The organism is Rhizobium atlanticum (genome assembly GCF_030182485.1).
In the GTDB taxonomy this organism is placed as follows: domain Bacteria; phylum Pseudomonadota; class Alphaproteobacteria; order Rhizobiales; family Rhizobiaceae; genus Rhizobium.
Genome location: NZ_JAQJCJ010000034.1, coordinates 1 through 14,743, shown reverse-complemented (window position 1 = coordinate 14,743; position 14,743 = coordinate 1). Strand labels below are relative to the sequence as shown.

Annotated in this window: 11 protein-coding genes and 2 pseudogenes; 8 read left to right on the top strand and 5 right to left on the bottom strand. The window is 59.7% G+C overall.

Annotation, left to right across the window (positions count from 1 at the left end; translation table 11 throughout):
- Position 1: 1 nt before the first annotated feature.
- From sctJ to PH551_RS30340, 4 genes are all read right to left on the bottom strand, one after another.
- Positions 2-832, bottom strand: a complete 831-nt coding sequence (gene sctJ / locus PH551_RS30355; protein WP_018247139.1) for a type III secretion system inner membrane ring lipoprotein SctJ — start codon at positions 830-832, stop codon at positions 2-4.
- Complete coding sequence (locus PH551_RS30350) at positions 829-1,305, bottom strand: hypothetical protein (protein WP_004672583.1); 477 nt, start codon at positions 1,303-1,305, stop codon at positions 829-831. Before PH551_RS30350 ends, sctJ begins: the two co-directional genes overlap by 4 nt.
- Positions 1,306-1,355: 50 nt before the next feature.
- Positions 1,356-1,613 carry a hypothetical protein gene (locus PH551_RS30345; RefSeq protein WP_004672582.1) on the bottom strand — a complete coding sequence of 86 codons (258 nt, stop codon included), beginning with the start codon at positions 1,611-1,613 and terminating at the stop codon, positions 1,356-1,358.
- Positions 1,614-1,916: 303 nt separating this feature from the next.
- The gene (locus PH551_RS30340) at positions 1,917-4,457 is read right to left on the bottom strand and encodes a hypothetical protein (RefSeq protein WP_004672581.1); all 2,541 of its coding nucleotides are present in this window, start codon (positions 4,455-4,457) and stop codon (positions 1,917-1,919) included.
- Positions 4,458-4,482: 25 nt separating this feature from the next.
- Here PH551_RS30340 and PH551_RS30335 point away from each other — a divergent pair, with 25 nt between their 5' ends.
- The gene (locus PH551_RS30335) at positions 4,483-4,773 is read left to right on the top strand and encodes a hypothetical protein (RefSeq protein ID WP_004672580.1); all 291 of its coding nucleotides are present in this window, start codon (positions 4,483-4,485) and stop codon (positions 4,771-4,773) included.
- A 207-nt stretch (positions 4,774-4,980) separates the two neighbouring features.
- Here the strand turns inward: PH551_RS30335 and PH551_RS30330 are convergent, their stop codons facing one another.
- Entirely contained in the window at positions 4,981-7,590 is a 2,610-nt protein-coding gene (locus PH551_RS30330) for a hypothetical protein (protein WP_004672579.1), read from the bottom strand.
- Positions 7,591-7,913: 323 nt separating this feature from the next.
- Between PH551_RS30330 and PH551_RS30325 the strand changes: the two genes are divergently transcribed.
- The 7 genes and pseudogenes from PH551_RS30325 to PH551_RS30295 all read left to right on the top strand — a co-directional run.
- Positions 7,914-8,123, top strand: a complete 210-nt coding sequence (locus PH551_RS30325) for a hypothetical protein (RefSeq protein WP_004672578.1) — start codon at positions 7,914-7,916, stop codon at positions 8,121-8,123.
- Positions 8,124-8,268: 145 nt separating this feature from the next.
- Positions 8,269-8,836: pseudogene (locus PH551_RS30320) on the top strand (DUF6088 family protein).
- Positions 8,829-9,842, top strand: a pseudogene (locus tag PH551_RS30315) (nucleotidyl transferase AbiEii/AbiGii toxin family protein). The pseudogenes PH551_RS30320 and PH551_RS30315 overlap by 8 nt, the downstream one beginning before the upstream one ends.
- Before the next feature lie 94 nt (positions 9,843-9,936).
- Entirely contained in the window at positions 9,937-10,062 is a 126-nt protein-coding gene (locus tag PH551_RS30310) for a hypothetical protein (protein WP_257784634.1), read from the top strand.
- 1,477 nt (positions 10,063-11,539) lie between these two features.
- Complete coding sequence (istA, locus tag PH551_RS30305; RefSeq protein ID WP_026188833.1) at positions 11,540-13,045, top strand: IS21-like element ISRel5 family transposase; 1,506 nt, start codon at positions 11,540-11,542, stop codon at positions 13,043-13,045.
- Positions 13,042-13,935, top strand: coding sequence for an IS21-like element ISRel5 family helper ATPase IstB (gene istB, locus PH551_RS30300; protein WP_004672573.1), 894 nt, complete (start codon positions 13,042-13,044; stop codon positions 13,933-13,935). The genes istA and istB overlap by 4 nt, the downstream gene beginning before the upstream one ends.
- 593 nt (positions 13,936-14,528) lie before the next feature.
- A partial coding sequence (locus PH551_RS30295) for a leucine zipper domain-containing protein (RefSeq protein ID WP_285196147.1) occupies positions 14,529-14,743 on the top strand: 215 nt, incomplete at its 3' end.

The window sequence follows — 14,743 nt, the reverse complement described above, 5'->3', positions numbered from 1 at the left end:
CTCAGCGCTCCTTCCGCTGCGGCAACAGCAGCAGCAGGCATGCCCCGATGGCGAGGATAATTGCGCCGATCACGGCCAGATTGGGGGCCTTGAAAGCCGAGAGAGCGCTTTGCACCATCGAGAATGGCGCTGCGGCGGGTGCCGGCGTCACGGTTGCCGCCGGGGCCGATGCTGCCGTTGCCGGCGGGGCCGCCGGCGCGCCGACCTCCGACCAGGGGCTGACCACCACCGAGACATCTTCGTAAGAGAGATCACGGATGCTGTTGACCAGAACGGACCGGCTTTTCATGTCGATCTCGTTGAGATTGGCGCCGGGGCGATATTGCAACACGGCCGCCGCCTTCGCCTTTTCCTTGATGAGCCCGCGGCCGTTTTCCTCCGGCAGCACCACATGGACGCGCGCCGTCGCCACGCCGTCAAGCCCCGAAAGCGTTTCGGCAAGCTGCTGCTCGATGGCGTAGCTCATCCGGGCTTTTTGTTCGTAAGGCGTCACAAGGAAGCCGTTGCCGGGAAAGAGTTCGGCGACATTTCCGAACGACTGACGCGGCAGACCGGCGCCCGCCAGCAACTCGATCGCCCGGGCATGATCGGCTGATTCAGCGGCGATCGCATAGGTCCCGCCCTTTTCGCTCCTCATGGTGACGGAGATGCCGGCGCGTTCGAGCAGGACCTGAGCATCCAGCGCATCGCGCTGATCGAGTCCCGTCAGCACGTCCTGGCTGCAGGCGGCGAGGAACAGGCAGAAAGCGAGCATGGCGGCCTTCGGAAGGACTTTGCGCGCGGGCGAAGTGATCGGTGATCTCGCAAGGGCCGATGTGATCATGATATTCACTGGCCCTGCGTCAGCCGTTTGGACGACGACATCACCGACTGGGTGAGTGACGACAGCAGCGTCGTGCCGGTCGCGAATTGCTGTGATTTCTCCAGCCGGTCGATCGATGTCGTGATGTCTTCGATCTTCGGGCCGCTGTGATCCTTGTCCGCGGCAAATCGCACCAGCGGCGTCTCCGGCTGGCCGTTCCCGGCCACCGGCATGAAGAATGCCGACAGCCGGTCGAGAATGCTGGAGGGCCTGGTATTGCCTTCCGGTGAATAGGAGGGCGGGACGGCGTCGGACTCAGGCGCGATCTTGCGGCCCTGGATGTTGGGAATGGAGGTGAGTTCGGTTGGCCGAAGGCCGGCGAAATCCGCCGGCTGCAGCCCGATCCGCTCCGCCACGATCTCCGAGGTCTTCAGCACATTGCCTGTCGATACGCCATCAACGGGCGGCGTAAAGGCGCGGCCGGTAAGTTCTTCTCCGCTCATTGCAATTCCTCAACTCGGTACACGTCAACTGCAAACGATGAACGGGAACGCTACTCGTCGCTGCCTTCGTCGATCGCCTCCTTGGCGAAATTGAAAAGCGAATTGTTCAGCATCAGGGTGTTGGAAATCATGCCTGGCAGAAACGCGTCCACGGCAGCGGAGAGTATCTCGCTCTCGCTGTTCGGATCGACCTTTTTCGTCGTGCTGCCGGTGGTGTCCTTGGAATCTGTCTTATCAGTCGTCAGCTCCACCGAGACAGGGTTTGCAGGCGCCAGGTTCAGGTCGGAATTCACTGCATCTACGGCCATATGAGCACTTCCATCAAGGAGTTATCAAAATGAATGCATGATTTGATATGGATAAAAAAACGGCCGGTCAATTGTTTAAACTTAACCGATGGTTAATTTTCGGAAATTACAATCGCTTTGACAACTTTCTCGACCTTTATATTAAAATTGAACGTTTTTATCCATAAAGCGCAGCAGATATCCAGATTGCGCATGAAATTCATACTTAAATTTATTGCTATCAAATATTCACAGGCCCGACCGCCTCTACGCCAACCGGGCCTGTGAGTACCCAGATATTTGGTGTTGCGAAAGCGTCCCGGATCAGCCCACCGCCGTACCGCGGCGCTTCTCGATATCGGCGATGATCGCGTCCCAGTTCTCAGGGGTCAGCTCGCGCTGTTCCGGGTCGCGGGGCGCGGGGGCGACGCCGCCCTTGGCGCCGACGCGCTGACCTGTTTTGGCGTAGATGCCGACCGTGTCGTTGACAGTGCGCTTAAGCATGTCGTTCATCATGTCGGTCTGCTTGTGGAAGGCTTTTTCCTGCTTGATGCTCTGGTAGATGGCAAAGCCCGCCCAGGCCGCCCAGGACACCGCGCCGGCGATCGCGAAGGCGAGCGAGAAGCCGCCGGAGACGAGCGCTACCGTTGCGCCCGTGCGCCCGAGGAAGGTGGAATTCACCAGCATATTGGCAACGCCTGCGATGCCCTCGATCGCGCCGACCGTGTCCGCCGCGGTTCCGATACCCATGAAGATGAGATCGACCGGATCGCCCTTGCCACTGGTGAGCCCCTGCAGGAACTGGTAATATTCCACCGGCAGCCAAGCGACGCCGGCAACGGCGCCAACCGTCGTCCCGGTATTCTTGAAAAAGGCGGAGAGCACGCTGCGCTGCGCCCGCGCCAGCTCGTCGGAAACGCCGACGAGTGAACTGATCCCATCCAGCAGCGAAAAATTCGAGGCTTTGATCGCCGAGCCGAGCGCACTGCCCATGTGCGCGAGAGCGCCAAGGGCGTGCAGAACCACGATGCCGATGCTGTCCCAGGTCGGGCTCGTCATGTTGAGGCCGGCATAGATGGAGCGGGATGCGGTAAGCACCGACATCACGCCGGAAGAGAGCGCCGCCTTGTATTTGACAGGATCGACCCCTGCCGGCGCCGCCGTCGCGGTCTTGTCGATCAGCTTGGCAAGGTCGGCCTTGATCGTTTCGACGCTGCCGCCCGGTCGCATCGTCGCCCAAAGCGCGGTGAAGATCGTCGTGAAATTGGTCTTGTATTGCGCCATGGCATCGGCATTGCCCTTGAACAGGGTTTCCGCCAGCGCGTCGAGGCTCGGGGCGATGATCCTCTTGATCGCCTCTTCGGCGGTCTTGCCGTCGACGATGATTGGATCGATCACATCCGTGCCGGGCATCAGCGTCTTCATCAGGCCTGACATGGAAAGTCCCATGTCCTTGAGGCTCGATGTCAGATATTCGCTGTCGATATAGGGCAGATCGAGACTTTGGATGGTCTTGCTCCAGCCATTGTCCTTGGTGGCGAACATGCGCTCGGCGATCCAGGCGTCGCCCCCGCTGCCGGCGAAGAAGCGCCCGCCGTCTGAGCCGTTGGCGGCAATGCCCTTGCCGGCCAGCCCGGTGCCGATCATGATTGCCGCCATGACGTCGTTGAACGAATAGCTGGCGAGATTGCTGGAGGGCAGCGGCGAGACGCTCTTGTCCCACTCGGCATTGGCCGGCAACTTCGAGACCAGGCTGGCGCCCATGACGAGCCCTTCCAGCGCGGTCTGCACCGCATGGCGGTAGCCCAAGACCTCCTTGCCGCCGGGTGCGCTCAGGCGCGACGTCAGGCGCTCCAGATTGCCGGCGAGATCGCCGATGCCGATTTCTCCGGCGCCTACCTTGTCGAGCAGCGGACCGAGAAGCGCCTTGACGTCGGCCTTGAACTGATCGCGCACCTCGGGGCTGTCTGACCCGTAAAACTGGTTGGCCATCGCCTGGATGGTCGGGTTGAACAGGTGGGTGATATTGTTGGGAACGGTGCTGCCGAATTCGGAAGCGGCAACCTTTTTCAAACCGTCGAGGTCGATCTTGAGATCGGGGAACAGGCTCCCGCCGAGCCCGAGCGACTGGTCGAAATCCACAACCGGCAGGATGGAGCCGAGCCCCTTCAGTTCCCGCTCGGTCTTGTTGCCGGCCAGTCCCATGCGGATCAGGCCATCGAGCGCCGTCGTCGGATCGGAGATCGTCGGCAGCACGTTCTTGTCGAAGAATTCGGCATAGGTCTTGTCGGCAATCGCCGAGCGCTGCTTTACGAAATCGTCGGGAAGCACCATGGAATAGAAGCCGAGGGCGGCATTATATTCCTTGAGAATGGTGGTGACGTCCTTGCCGGATTTGAGACCGTCATTCAGCAGGCCGCCATTGACGATGTCGCGCTCAAAGGCATCCTCGACCTTCGTACGCAGGTCCTTCATCTTCTCGTCACGCGTTATCGTGTCGTTGATGATCTCGGAAGCGTCCTTGTTCGTATCGGCCGGCGCCACGCGATAACCGGAGAAGATCAGCTTGAAGGCCTTCAGCGCCTTCTCCGTCATCAGCGAGTTGACGTCGGGGTCCGAGCCCAGGATGGCGATCGACTTGTCGAGATCCTTCAGGATCTCCTGGTCGTTGTAGATGCCGCGCTGGTTGTCGCCGAGGCTGTCCTTGTATTGGCCGAAGGTCGCCTTGGTCTGAAGCAGATCGAGATACATGATCAGTTTCTGCTCGGCAGTGTAATTGTGAGGGTTTTTGACGACGTCGATGCTCTCGAAGGATTTGTCCTTGTCCTTCAGCCCTTCCATGAAGCCCTGATTGATCTCGCTCATGAAATCGGAATTGAACAGGAGATCGATGACCGGCTGGATCGGCGCGGTAGGGCGGGACGTGCCATTCGACGTGGCGGCCAGCGAAACGAACTTCGGACTGCTCGTCTGCGCCGATATAGAGGAGAAAATCGTCAGGGCTGCCGTCGTGGTCCCGTCAGAGGCAAAAGGCGATGCCTTCTTGACCGTGGTGCTCGTGGTTTTGCCCTGGCTCGTGGAATTTTCGGACTTTGGATCGGAATTGGCGTTTAGCCGGAGAAATGAAACCGTATCGATATCCGAAGATGCTGGTGCGATCGATGACATGCGTTCCCTTTGATTTTCTTTTTCCGCTTTTCGCGGATGACGTCGTTTACCTTACGTTAGGCATAAGATCGACCTTTGCGTGATAATTCAAGCCCGATCGGACATCGCGGTTGCATAAAATGCAGCGGCCTCGCGCCTGGAGATCAAAAATCACATTTTTACCGAGGGGTCGCAGGGTATTTCCCAGGCTGTGGCGGTCATCGTTGCCGCCCCTCTGCCTCTACCAGATGAATGACGGGTCTGGCCCAAATTCGAGATGCACGGACTCGCCGGTGTAGCGTTCAAGCTTCTCGTTCAGCTGCTTTTCCATTTTGTCGAGCTTCTTCACGCCATTGGCCATATCCCACAGACCAAGCGCCAGCCCGACGGCCGAGGCAACGAGGCCGGTGACCAGTCCGGCCGCGGCAAGGCCGGTTTTGGCGGCGCTGCTGAAGATGGTCACGACTTCCGGCGCCACCGTTCCGAGTCCGGAAAAGGCACGGGACATGGCATTGGTCAGATAAAGCATCGCCTCGGAGAAACCGATCAGCGCGTTGCCGGTACCGGCAATGCCGCCGATTATTTCGAGCGCGCCCTTGGCGCGGTCGCCGGCCTTCATCGACCGCGACGCCGAATAGAAGCCGAGGCCGGCCATGGCGAGGCCGCCGGCCGCGCCGAGGATCTTGCCTGCCGCTTCCATCGTCTTCGGCGAGAAGTTCATCGAGATCCCCTTGCCCCAGCTGCCAGGCTGATTGCCGAAGGCGCTGAACGGTTTGCCGGCAACGTCGAGGTTCTTGCCGAGCCCCTCCATCGTCATGCCGACGATCTGTGTCGCCGAGCCGACCGCAGCGGCGATATCGGCCGGCGTCCACTTGCCGCCGACACCGAGGCCGTGCGCCACCAGCACGCTCGACATCGTCAGCATCTGCACGGCGTGCATCAGACCGGCCTTGTACACTTCGGCATCGATGCCGGCAGGTGTACGGGTCTGGCGCGGCAGGTCGAGCGAATCCTTGAAGGAGGCAAGCGCGTCGTCGAGCTTCATACCGCCGCGCACCATGCGCAGAACGCCGTCGACGTCGCGCGCTATATCCTGCGCCAGGTTCTGCTTCAGCGTCTCGCCGCCATCTGCCGGGCCGTTTTTGCTGATGAAATCCTCGGCGAAGGTGTTTGCCAACTGGCTGATGGCGTCATTCGTTGCGCCGGGCACAAATGTGTCATCCGGACCCGACAGCAGCGGCTCGAGATCGACACCCTGGCCGTCGCCGATATAATGTTCCTTGACGATGTTCGAGAAGGTGACGTTCGCGGCGTCGAGATGCGCGTCGATATAATCCTGGGGCAGGAGATCGACGAGCGTGTTGAGTTCGGAATAATAATCCTTCAGGGCATCTTCGAAGCTCTTGCCGGCGCTCAGCGCCCGGTCGATCGCCTTGCCGCCGCCGATATCGATCAGATAGGCGTCTTCGATGTTGGTGAGCAGATCGGAATTCTCCGGGCTTTGCAGATATTCCTTCATGCCGCTCGCGAAGATATCCGAGAGATGCTGCTGCGTCGCCGGATCGGCCGTCAGCTTTTCGATCCGCGCATCGAGGTCCTTGCCGACGCGCTCGCCATCGGGCACGCTGTCGCCATACTGGTTCATATAGCCATTGAACTGCTGTTTGATCTCGATGAGATCGTAGAGCACCGTCGCCTTCTGTTCCGGCGTCAGCTGGTCGAGGTGGTCCATGTTGTCGGGCGCGACGAAATTCCGGTTCACGTCCTTCACGGCGTCGCCGAGAATGCCGTATTTGAGTTCGTCGAGCTTCTTCAGCGTCGGCTCATAGGCGGTCGACGGAGCGTAGCCGCGCAGCACCTTGCTTTCCAGGATGTCGTTCTCGTCGATCGGGCGCTCCACGACCGGCTCGATGGCATCCGAGCCCGACATGACAAGGTCCATCTTCTTGAGGCTCGATGTCAGATAGTCGCTGTCGATATAGGGCAGATCGAGATTTTGGACGGTCTTGCTCCAGCCATTGTCCGTGGTGGCGAACATACGCTCGGCGATCCAGGCGTCACCGCCGCTGCCGGCGAAGAAGCGCCCGCGATCTGAGCCGTTGGCCGCAATGCCCTTGCCGGCCAGCCCGGCGCCGATCATGATTGCCGCCATGACGTCGTTGAACGAATAGCTGGCGAGATTGCTGGAGGGTAGCGGCGAGACGCTCTTGTCCCACTCGGCATTGGCCGGGAGCTTCGAGACCAGGCTGGCGCCCATGACGAGCCCTTCGAGCGCGGTCTGTACCGCGTGGCGGTAACCCCAGACTTCCTTGCCGCCGGGAGCGCTCAGACGCGAGGTCAGGCGCTCCAGAAGGCCGCCAAGATCAGCCTGACTGACCTCTCCGGCGCCTACCTTGTCGAGCAGCGGACCGAGAAGCGCCTTGACGTCGGCCTTGAACTGATCGCGCACCGCGGGGCTGTCTCCCCCGTAAAACTGCTTGGCCATCGCCTGGATGGTCGGGTTGAACAGGTGGGTGATGTTGTTGGGAACGGTGCTGCCGAATTCGGAAGCGGCAACCTTTTTCAAACCGTCCAGGTCGATCTTGAGATCGTTGCCCGGGTCGGTTTCGGGCGTGCTCACCTTTGCATCGACCAGGATCGCGGTGGCGCCGCTTTTGCTCTGGGTAAACCCGACGAAGCCCCGCGCAGCGGAGATGTCGAGTGCCTGCCCGTTGCCGCTCGGCGCGATCTTGCGTATTTCGCCGGCGTCGATGGTTTTTGTCGATGCAGAACGGCCAGTCACGTCTTTCTGGTCGAGGTCCACGACCAGGGTTTCGACCTCTTTCGATCCGCTGCCAACACGTTCCAACATGATTTCGTCACTCCTGATCGACGGCCGCACCCTGAACGGAGGCCCGGAAAGCCTCGTTAGGTCAGAAGTTTTTCAGTGATATGACAAATGGGTGCTATCGGAGCGGCAAAATTGAACCATTGACCCCCACATAGCGCTTCCAAATTATACCGCAGTACAAATGCTGGTGACACCGCAGTCGCCAAGGTGCGGCGCAATAGAGCACGCTACCGTAGGGAATGCGCTCACGAGACAGATCAAAGTCGGTCCTCGGGCTCGGTTTTCAGACTGCATTGTCCGGCAAATCGGTATAAGCCGTCCTCTCGAACAAATCAGGGGACAACATGGAAACCGTGGAAATCAGCAGCCGCAGCGACTTCGGCCTTTGGGCAATTGAGCGGGCGCGGGAAATCGTAACGTCCGAGGGAACTGCTTTTGCGATGGCCGCTCGCGATATGGACGACGAGGCGCTTGCAAACGCTGCAGCCGCGCTAGGCAAGGCCATCAGCGATGCGATGGTGGAAGTGTTTGACGGCCTGATAGATGAATCGTGATTGTGAAGAGACAGCGGGTCACTGACCGATAAAAATTGGTCAGCACCGTCCGGGCTCGCCGTCTTCCCCTCTCATTGCAAACTGTCAGAAACTTGCATATAATTCTGACAAGAGAAATGCCATGCAAAAGCTGACATAGCAAATCATGGGACATGCTGAACGACTGCCGGAAGGACCGCGCTTTCGGCAAAGAGTTTTTTGCATCTCGGAAATCGAGCCGCCCTGGATCAGGCTCTGTCGCGCCTGGCCGAGCGTGGCGAGCTCGTCCGGGCGGGCCGTGGTATCTATATGCGGCCCGTCAAAAGTCGCTTTGGCAGTCGGCCGCCGACGGTCGAACAGGCCGTAGAGGCGGTGGCGCAGCAGCGCGGTGAGGTCATCGTCTCGATGGCGCCGCCGCGGCAAATGCCCTGGGCCTGACCTCCCAGGTCCCGGTCCGCTCCGTCTACCTGACATCCGGCCGTAGCCGGACGATGACCCTTGGACAGCAGACGGTCGAGCTCAAGCACGTGCCGCGCTGGCAATTGGCCTTGGCCGATCGACCTGCTGGCGTGGCGGTCCGCGCACTTGCATGGCTTGGGCCGGAAAGGGCCGATGAAGCACTGTCGCGGATCAAGCGAAAGCTGCCGCCAAACGCGTTCGGCGAGCTGGTGGCGGCGGCTCCGCAGTTTCCGACCTGGCTTGCAAGAAGCGTAGGAAAGGCTGCGCATCGCTGATCTGTTTCTGACCTTGTCAAAGGATAACCGACGCGAAGCCTTGGCGGTGGCGGCCGACCGCACCGGACGGCCCATTCATCTCCTCGAAAAGGATGTCTGGGTCGTCTGGACGCTGCAGACGCTCTTTTCGTCCAAGCTCGGTGAGCATCTCGTCTTCAAGGGCGGCACCTCGCTTTCGAAAGCCTACGGTGTCATCAAAAGGTTCTCCGAGGATGTCGACCTGACCTACGATATCCGCGCCCTGGCGCCGGACTTGGTTGGCGACAATGACGAAGCACTGCCGAAAACCCGCAGCGAGGAGAAACACTGGACCAGCGAGGTGCGAAAGCGGCTTCCGGTCTGGGTGGCGGGCTCGGTGGAGCCGGTTATGGCGCGTTGCGCGTTCAATCTCTTCCGGCGGCAATCCGCCTCGAGGACGATACGCTCTACCTCGACTATGAAGCGGTGAGCAGCGGATCCGGCTATGTCGCCCCGAGCGTCATGCTCGAATTCGGAGCGCGGTCGACCGGCGAGCCGGCCAGTATCCGTCGACTGTGACGCGTCGGGCCAGGTTGATGGTGTCGAATTTCCGAAAGCGAGTCCCCGCGTCATGCACGCGGAGCGGACGTTGTGGGAGAAAGCGACCGCCATCCATGTCTTCTGCCTGCAGGAGCGCCTTCGCGGCGATCGTTTTGCCCGCCACTGGCATGATGTCGTCCGGCTGGACGATGCTGGTTTCGCCGACAAAGCATCCGCGGATCGGCAACTCGCCAATGCCGTGGCGAAACACAAATCCATGTTTTTTGCGGAAAAGGCGGCCGACCGCTCGCCCATCGACTACGCCGCAGCCGTCAACGGCAATCTGGTTCTGACGCCATCCGGAGAAGGTCTGCGTGCGCTCGGCGAGGATTACGCGCGCATGGTCGACGACGGCCTGCTGCTCGGCGATTCCGAGCCGTTCGAGCACCTGATCGAGCGATGCACGCAAATTCAGGCGCATGCCAACAAAAGCGACGCGTCAAAATAAGCAATTGCCGGCCCACAGCCGCACCCTGCCCATTACTGTGAGTGCCCTGTCACCGACGCGGTTTGGCTTCGCGCCAATTATAAGGCGTTTGCTCGTGGCAGGCACCCTTGATGTGATGAGAGTGAAGCTCGGACCCGGTTATTCCGGCTCCGGCCTCGGCGAGGATGTGGCCAAATACCGCACGGGTGCGGGTTCGTTTGAGGAAAGTTGCGCCACGTAAAATGAAGATCCGGTGTGTTTGCAGTGAAGGCATTCAAATTCCCAATTTCAATCTCGCCGGAAGCCCGAGCAAGCTCAAAATCGCTGACGCGAGAATCGACACGGATGTTCCACTTGCCGCAACGGCACGTTCTCGCGCCAAGTGCCGTCCTCCCACTGGCGCGCCGCACGCTTGATTGGCTCTATTCCCGCAGGGGGGGTCGACAAGACGAAGGTCACTTCTTGGCGTCCAGCGGATCGACGTCGCCTTTCATCAGGAAGGCCGCAATCTCGACAGGGCCAGCGCGCGCGGGCGTGACGATGATTTTTGCCATCGCCTTGTCTGAATGAAGATGCGTCGAAGCCGGCTGTGCTGCCGCAGCGATAGGCGCGCGGTGGCGGCGTGAATCGCCAAGTTGCCGCAACGGCCAGCACGAGGAACTCGACCAACGTCTCGGCGGCGAAATAGCGGAAGGTGCATTCCGGTAAACCACGGCGATCGAAACTTAAATCCGTCGCAATCTTCTCGACACTCACGTAGCATGAGCCTCGCGAACAAACGCCGCCACGCCACTATGGCAATTTCACTTCTCCTCCTCGGGATGAAATGGGACCATTCCTGAGGCGCTCTATTCCATCTCGAATACGGAGGATCCGGCATGCCTACGGTGTTGTTCAGACACGACCTCGCTTAACGATGTACTGAAGATTGCAGTCTACACGAAGCACGTTGCAGGCAGTGCTATGAAGTGTTCGCGGAAGATGGTTCGAGGTCTCGTCGGACGCTCTGTCGCGGCGAGCGCGGGACGTGTCTGATGCCCTCGATTTCAGTGAAGAACCATATTTCACGTGTTGCCCACCTGCCGACAACTTCCACCATCGCAAAAATGCACGTCCGCCTACCGAAGCTGAACGCTAACGATCCCCAAATGAGCTCAAAGATCACCTGTCGGCGGCGGCGGCGGAATTGGACTGATGAGGTGAGGGCACAGATTCTTGCCCACAACGTTCTTCAACTCGGCCCAATCCGGCGATATGTTCCCTCATCCTGGTTTCAGGCCTGCCTTCAAGGCCCTGTCGGCTCGACACTTGGATTTTACAGGCGCCTGGCTGCTGGCCGACTGCCGCGCCCATTCCGTGATGATAAAAGTATTGTGCCGTGTTGGGTTCTTCACAAATATGTCCAGCACCCGACGTAGTTCTCTGCTCGGAAGCGGTTGAGGTCTGCGCCTTGACGCCGAAGATGGCCCTCTACAAGTTGGGTGACAATGTCCCGAGAGTTCTGCTCGCATTGGTTAGACGGGCAGGCTGGCTCTTTTATGCGTAGCGGCGATCTCGATGAGATTCAGCGTCAATCAGGATGAGACTCGCGCCGGGGTGTGACGGAGTGAGGGCGTAGCCCGATCGTAGTCATACCCCGGCGTGGCGCAGATTTTCGGCGTCTCATGATCGCGGTCGGTCCGGTACATTTGCGGTTTTCTGGATTGGAGAACCAGTTTGTGCCGGGTCGCCATTTAACCGATCATCAGATGAGACTCTTCATGAAGTACCGACAAACGCATTCCGTAGAGGTCGCCGCGTCAAAAGCGTCGATCAGCCGAGCCACGGCATACCGCCTCGACAAGGAGGTACAACTGCCTTCTCAGAGCAAAGCGCCGCGCGGACGCCGCCGCCCTGATCCCTTAGAGCTGATATTCGAGACCGAAGTCGTCCCGCTCCTGAAGGCCGCACCCGGTATCCGTGCCGTCGCTGTCTACAACGAGATGCTGCGCCGACATCCAGAACTCTCTGAAGGTATCCGCCGCACGCTTGAACGACGCATTCGGTCGTGGCGTGCTGTCCATGGCGAAGCGCAGGGGGTCATCTTCCGCCAAACGCACGAGCCAGGCCGGTTGGGCCTTTCGGATTTTACCGACGCCAGCGGTCTTGGTGTGACCATCGCCGGCCAGCCGCTTGATCACCTGTTCTATCACTTCCGGCTTGTCTGGTCGGGCTTCGAACATGCCCATGTCATTCTCGGCGGCGAAAGCTTTGTCGCGCTGGCTGAAGGGCTTCAAAATGCCCTGTGGTCCGTGGGAGGTACGCCGCTTTATCATCGAAGCGACAGCCTGTCGGCGGCATTCCGCAACCTCGACGCCGATGCCAAGGTCGATCTCACCCACCGATACGATCAGCTTTGCTCCCATTATCGAATGACGCCGACGCGCAACAACAAAGGCGTCGCGCATGAGAACGGCTCTATCGAAAGCTCCCATGGCCATCTCAAGAACTCTGTTCATGACGCCCTGCTGATGCGGGGGGCCAAGGAATTCGACGACCTCAGTTCTTACCGCGCCTTTGTCGATGACATCGTCAGCCGTCGCAACGCTGCCCATGGCAAGCGCATTGATGCTGAGCGATCCCATCTGCAGGCGCTGCCCGAGCGCCGGACCACGGACTTCGAAGAGATTGTCGTTACGGTGTCCCGGACGGGCGGCTTCACCTTGCGCAAGGTCTTCTACACCGTGCCATCCCGCCTGATCGGCCACAGGTTAAGAGTTCGCCTGTTCGACGATCGGCTGGATGTCTTTGTCGGCGGTACGCATCTGATGACGTTGCGCCGAGGACGCGGCCATCCCGACGGCCGACACGACCAGGTCGTCAACTACCACCACGTCATCCATTCCCTGCGCAAAAAGCCGATGGCGCTCCGCGGCCTCGTTTATCGCGACAAGCTCTTCCCGCGTCAGGAATATCGCAAGGCCTTCGAAGCCCTCATCGAGCATCTTCCCGACAAGCAGGCTTGCAAGATCACCGTCGAACTCCTGGCGCTCGCGCATGACCGTGGTTGCGAACGCGAACTTGCCGAAGAATTGGCCAGGATACTCGATGCTGGTGACTTACCCAATCTGGCTACCATGCGAGCGCTCTTCGGTCCGGATCCAGCCAAGCTGCCGACCGTTCATGTGCAACTCGCATCGCTCAACGGTTATGAGGCCCTGATCGGGACGGGAGAAGCGGCATGAAGAACGCCCACGTTATCGATGAAGCACGCCTCGGCATCATGCTCAACGAGCTCCGGCTGCCGACGATCAAAATGCTGTGGCCACGATTTGCCGAAGAGGCGGACCGGGAAGGATGGCCGGCAGCTCGCTTCCTGTCGGCTATTGCCGAGCACGAGCTGGCAGAGCGTGCCAATCGCAGGATTGAACGGCATCTCGCCGAAGCGCACCTGCCGCCCGGAAAGACCTTAGACAGCTTCGCCTTTGACGCTGTACCCATGATCTCGAAGGCGCAGGTCATGGCAATCACCGCCGGCGACAGCTGGCTTGCCAAGGGAGCTAACATCCTCATGTTCGGTCCGCCCGGCGGAGGAAAGAGCCATCTTGCTGCTGCCATCGGCCTTGCGCTGATCGAGAACGGATGGCGGGTCCTGTTCACCCGGACCACCGATCTTGTGCAGAAGCTTCAGGTCGCCCGAAGGGAACTGCAGCTTGAGTCTGCCATCGACAAACTCAACAGGTACGACTTGCTCATCCTCGATGACCTCGCCTACGTCACCAAGGACCAGGCGGAAACAAGCGTGCTATTCGAGCTGATCTCGGCACGATACGAGCACCGGTCGATCCTGATCACCGCCAACCAGCCGTTCGGAGAGTGGAACCGGGTCTTTCCCGACCCTGCCATGACACTCGCAGCAGTCGACCGGCTCGTGCACCATGCCACGATCTTCGAGATGAACGTCGAAAGCTATCGCCGCAGAACTGCGCTTGAGGAAAAACGCCAGCGCGGCCGACCGGCCTCGTTTGCGACAATCAGGACATCAACGCTGTCTGTCGCGGAGCGGCAATCAGAAAACGACGAAGAACTTGTCAGCGGCAATCAGCATGATAATTTGATCCCGACCGCGACCTAAGAATCTCATCCAGATTGTCGCAAGCGTCTCATCCTGATTGCCGCGCTATTAGCTATTTTGCATCGATGGGCAGGCTCAAGGTTCTCTTGGAAGTCAGCATTTAGCTGCCTCACCATGGCGTTGAATAGGCTGAGTCGACCAAAGTGCTGCGCCCATTACCGAAGATTGCGATGAGGCATCAGCGTCCTTCAGCAATCTTGCCAAAGAATGCAGGCTTGCGAGATCGACGTGCGGAACCGCCAGGCTGCGCCAACAACCACTCATTGATCGGTCGAACATCCACGATGGGACCTCAAGAAGTCGACCAGAAGAAGAACCAGAAAGGCTGCAGCGGAAATATGCTTCCCTTTGGACACCGCCTCATGCACGTGAACGGGTTGCCCGGACCAGGGATGCCACGGATACAAAAGCTCGCGAACCTCGGTCCCGTGGGTGTTCTGTCGTCGTGTTGTACAACCATTTCCGGCCGCACTCATCGCTCGGATACCAGACCCCGGCCGAGGCTCTAATTGTGAGCTTTCGGGAGGTTGTCCATTCAAAGCGGATTTAGGAGACTGGAGCTATCACACCTCGAGTCGGAAGGATCGCCGCGAATGAACATTCATAAGAATGCCCGACTGACGCCGTTGCGCCGGGAACAAATGGCGCTTGCTGTTATCGAAGGGCATCTGACCCAGGCTCAGGCAGCACAGGCCTATGGCGTCGCGGCCAAGATCGTCGCCCGTTGGGTCGAGCGTTTCAAGGCCGGTGGTCGAGAGGCGATGCTCGATCGTTCCTCCCGACCTCATGCCATGCCCCGGCAGACCAG

Coding starts and splice junctions, on each gene's coding strand:
- istB (WP_004672573.1), top strand. CDS start 13,042: ATGAAGAACGCCCACGTTATCGATGAAGCACGCCTCGGCATCATGCTC.
- PH551_RS30335 (WP_004672580.1), top strand. CDS start 4,483: ATGACCGGCTGGATCGGCGCGGTAGGGCGGGACGTGCCATTCGACGTG.
- PH551_RS30325 (WP_004672578.1), top strand. CDS start 7,914: ATGGAAACCGTGGAAATCAGCAGCCGCAGCGACTTCGGCCTTTGGGCA.
- PH551_RS30330 (WP_004672579.1), bottom strand. CDS start 7,590: ATGTTGGAACGTGTTGGCAGCGGATCGAAAGAGGTCGAAACCCTGGTC.
- PH551_RS30340 (WP_004672581.1), bottom strand. CDS start 4,457: ATGAGCGAGATCAATCAGGGCTTCATGGAAGGGCTGAAGGACAAGGAC.
- PH551_RS30350 (WP_004672583.1), bottom strand. CDS start 1,305: ATGAGCGGAGAAGAACTTACCGGCCGCGCCTTTACGCCGCCCGTTGAT.
- PH551_RS30345 (WP_004672582.1), bottom strand. CDS start 1,613: ATGGCCGTAGATGCAGTGAATTCCGACCTGAACCTGGCGCCTGCAAAC.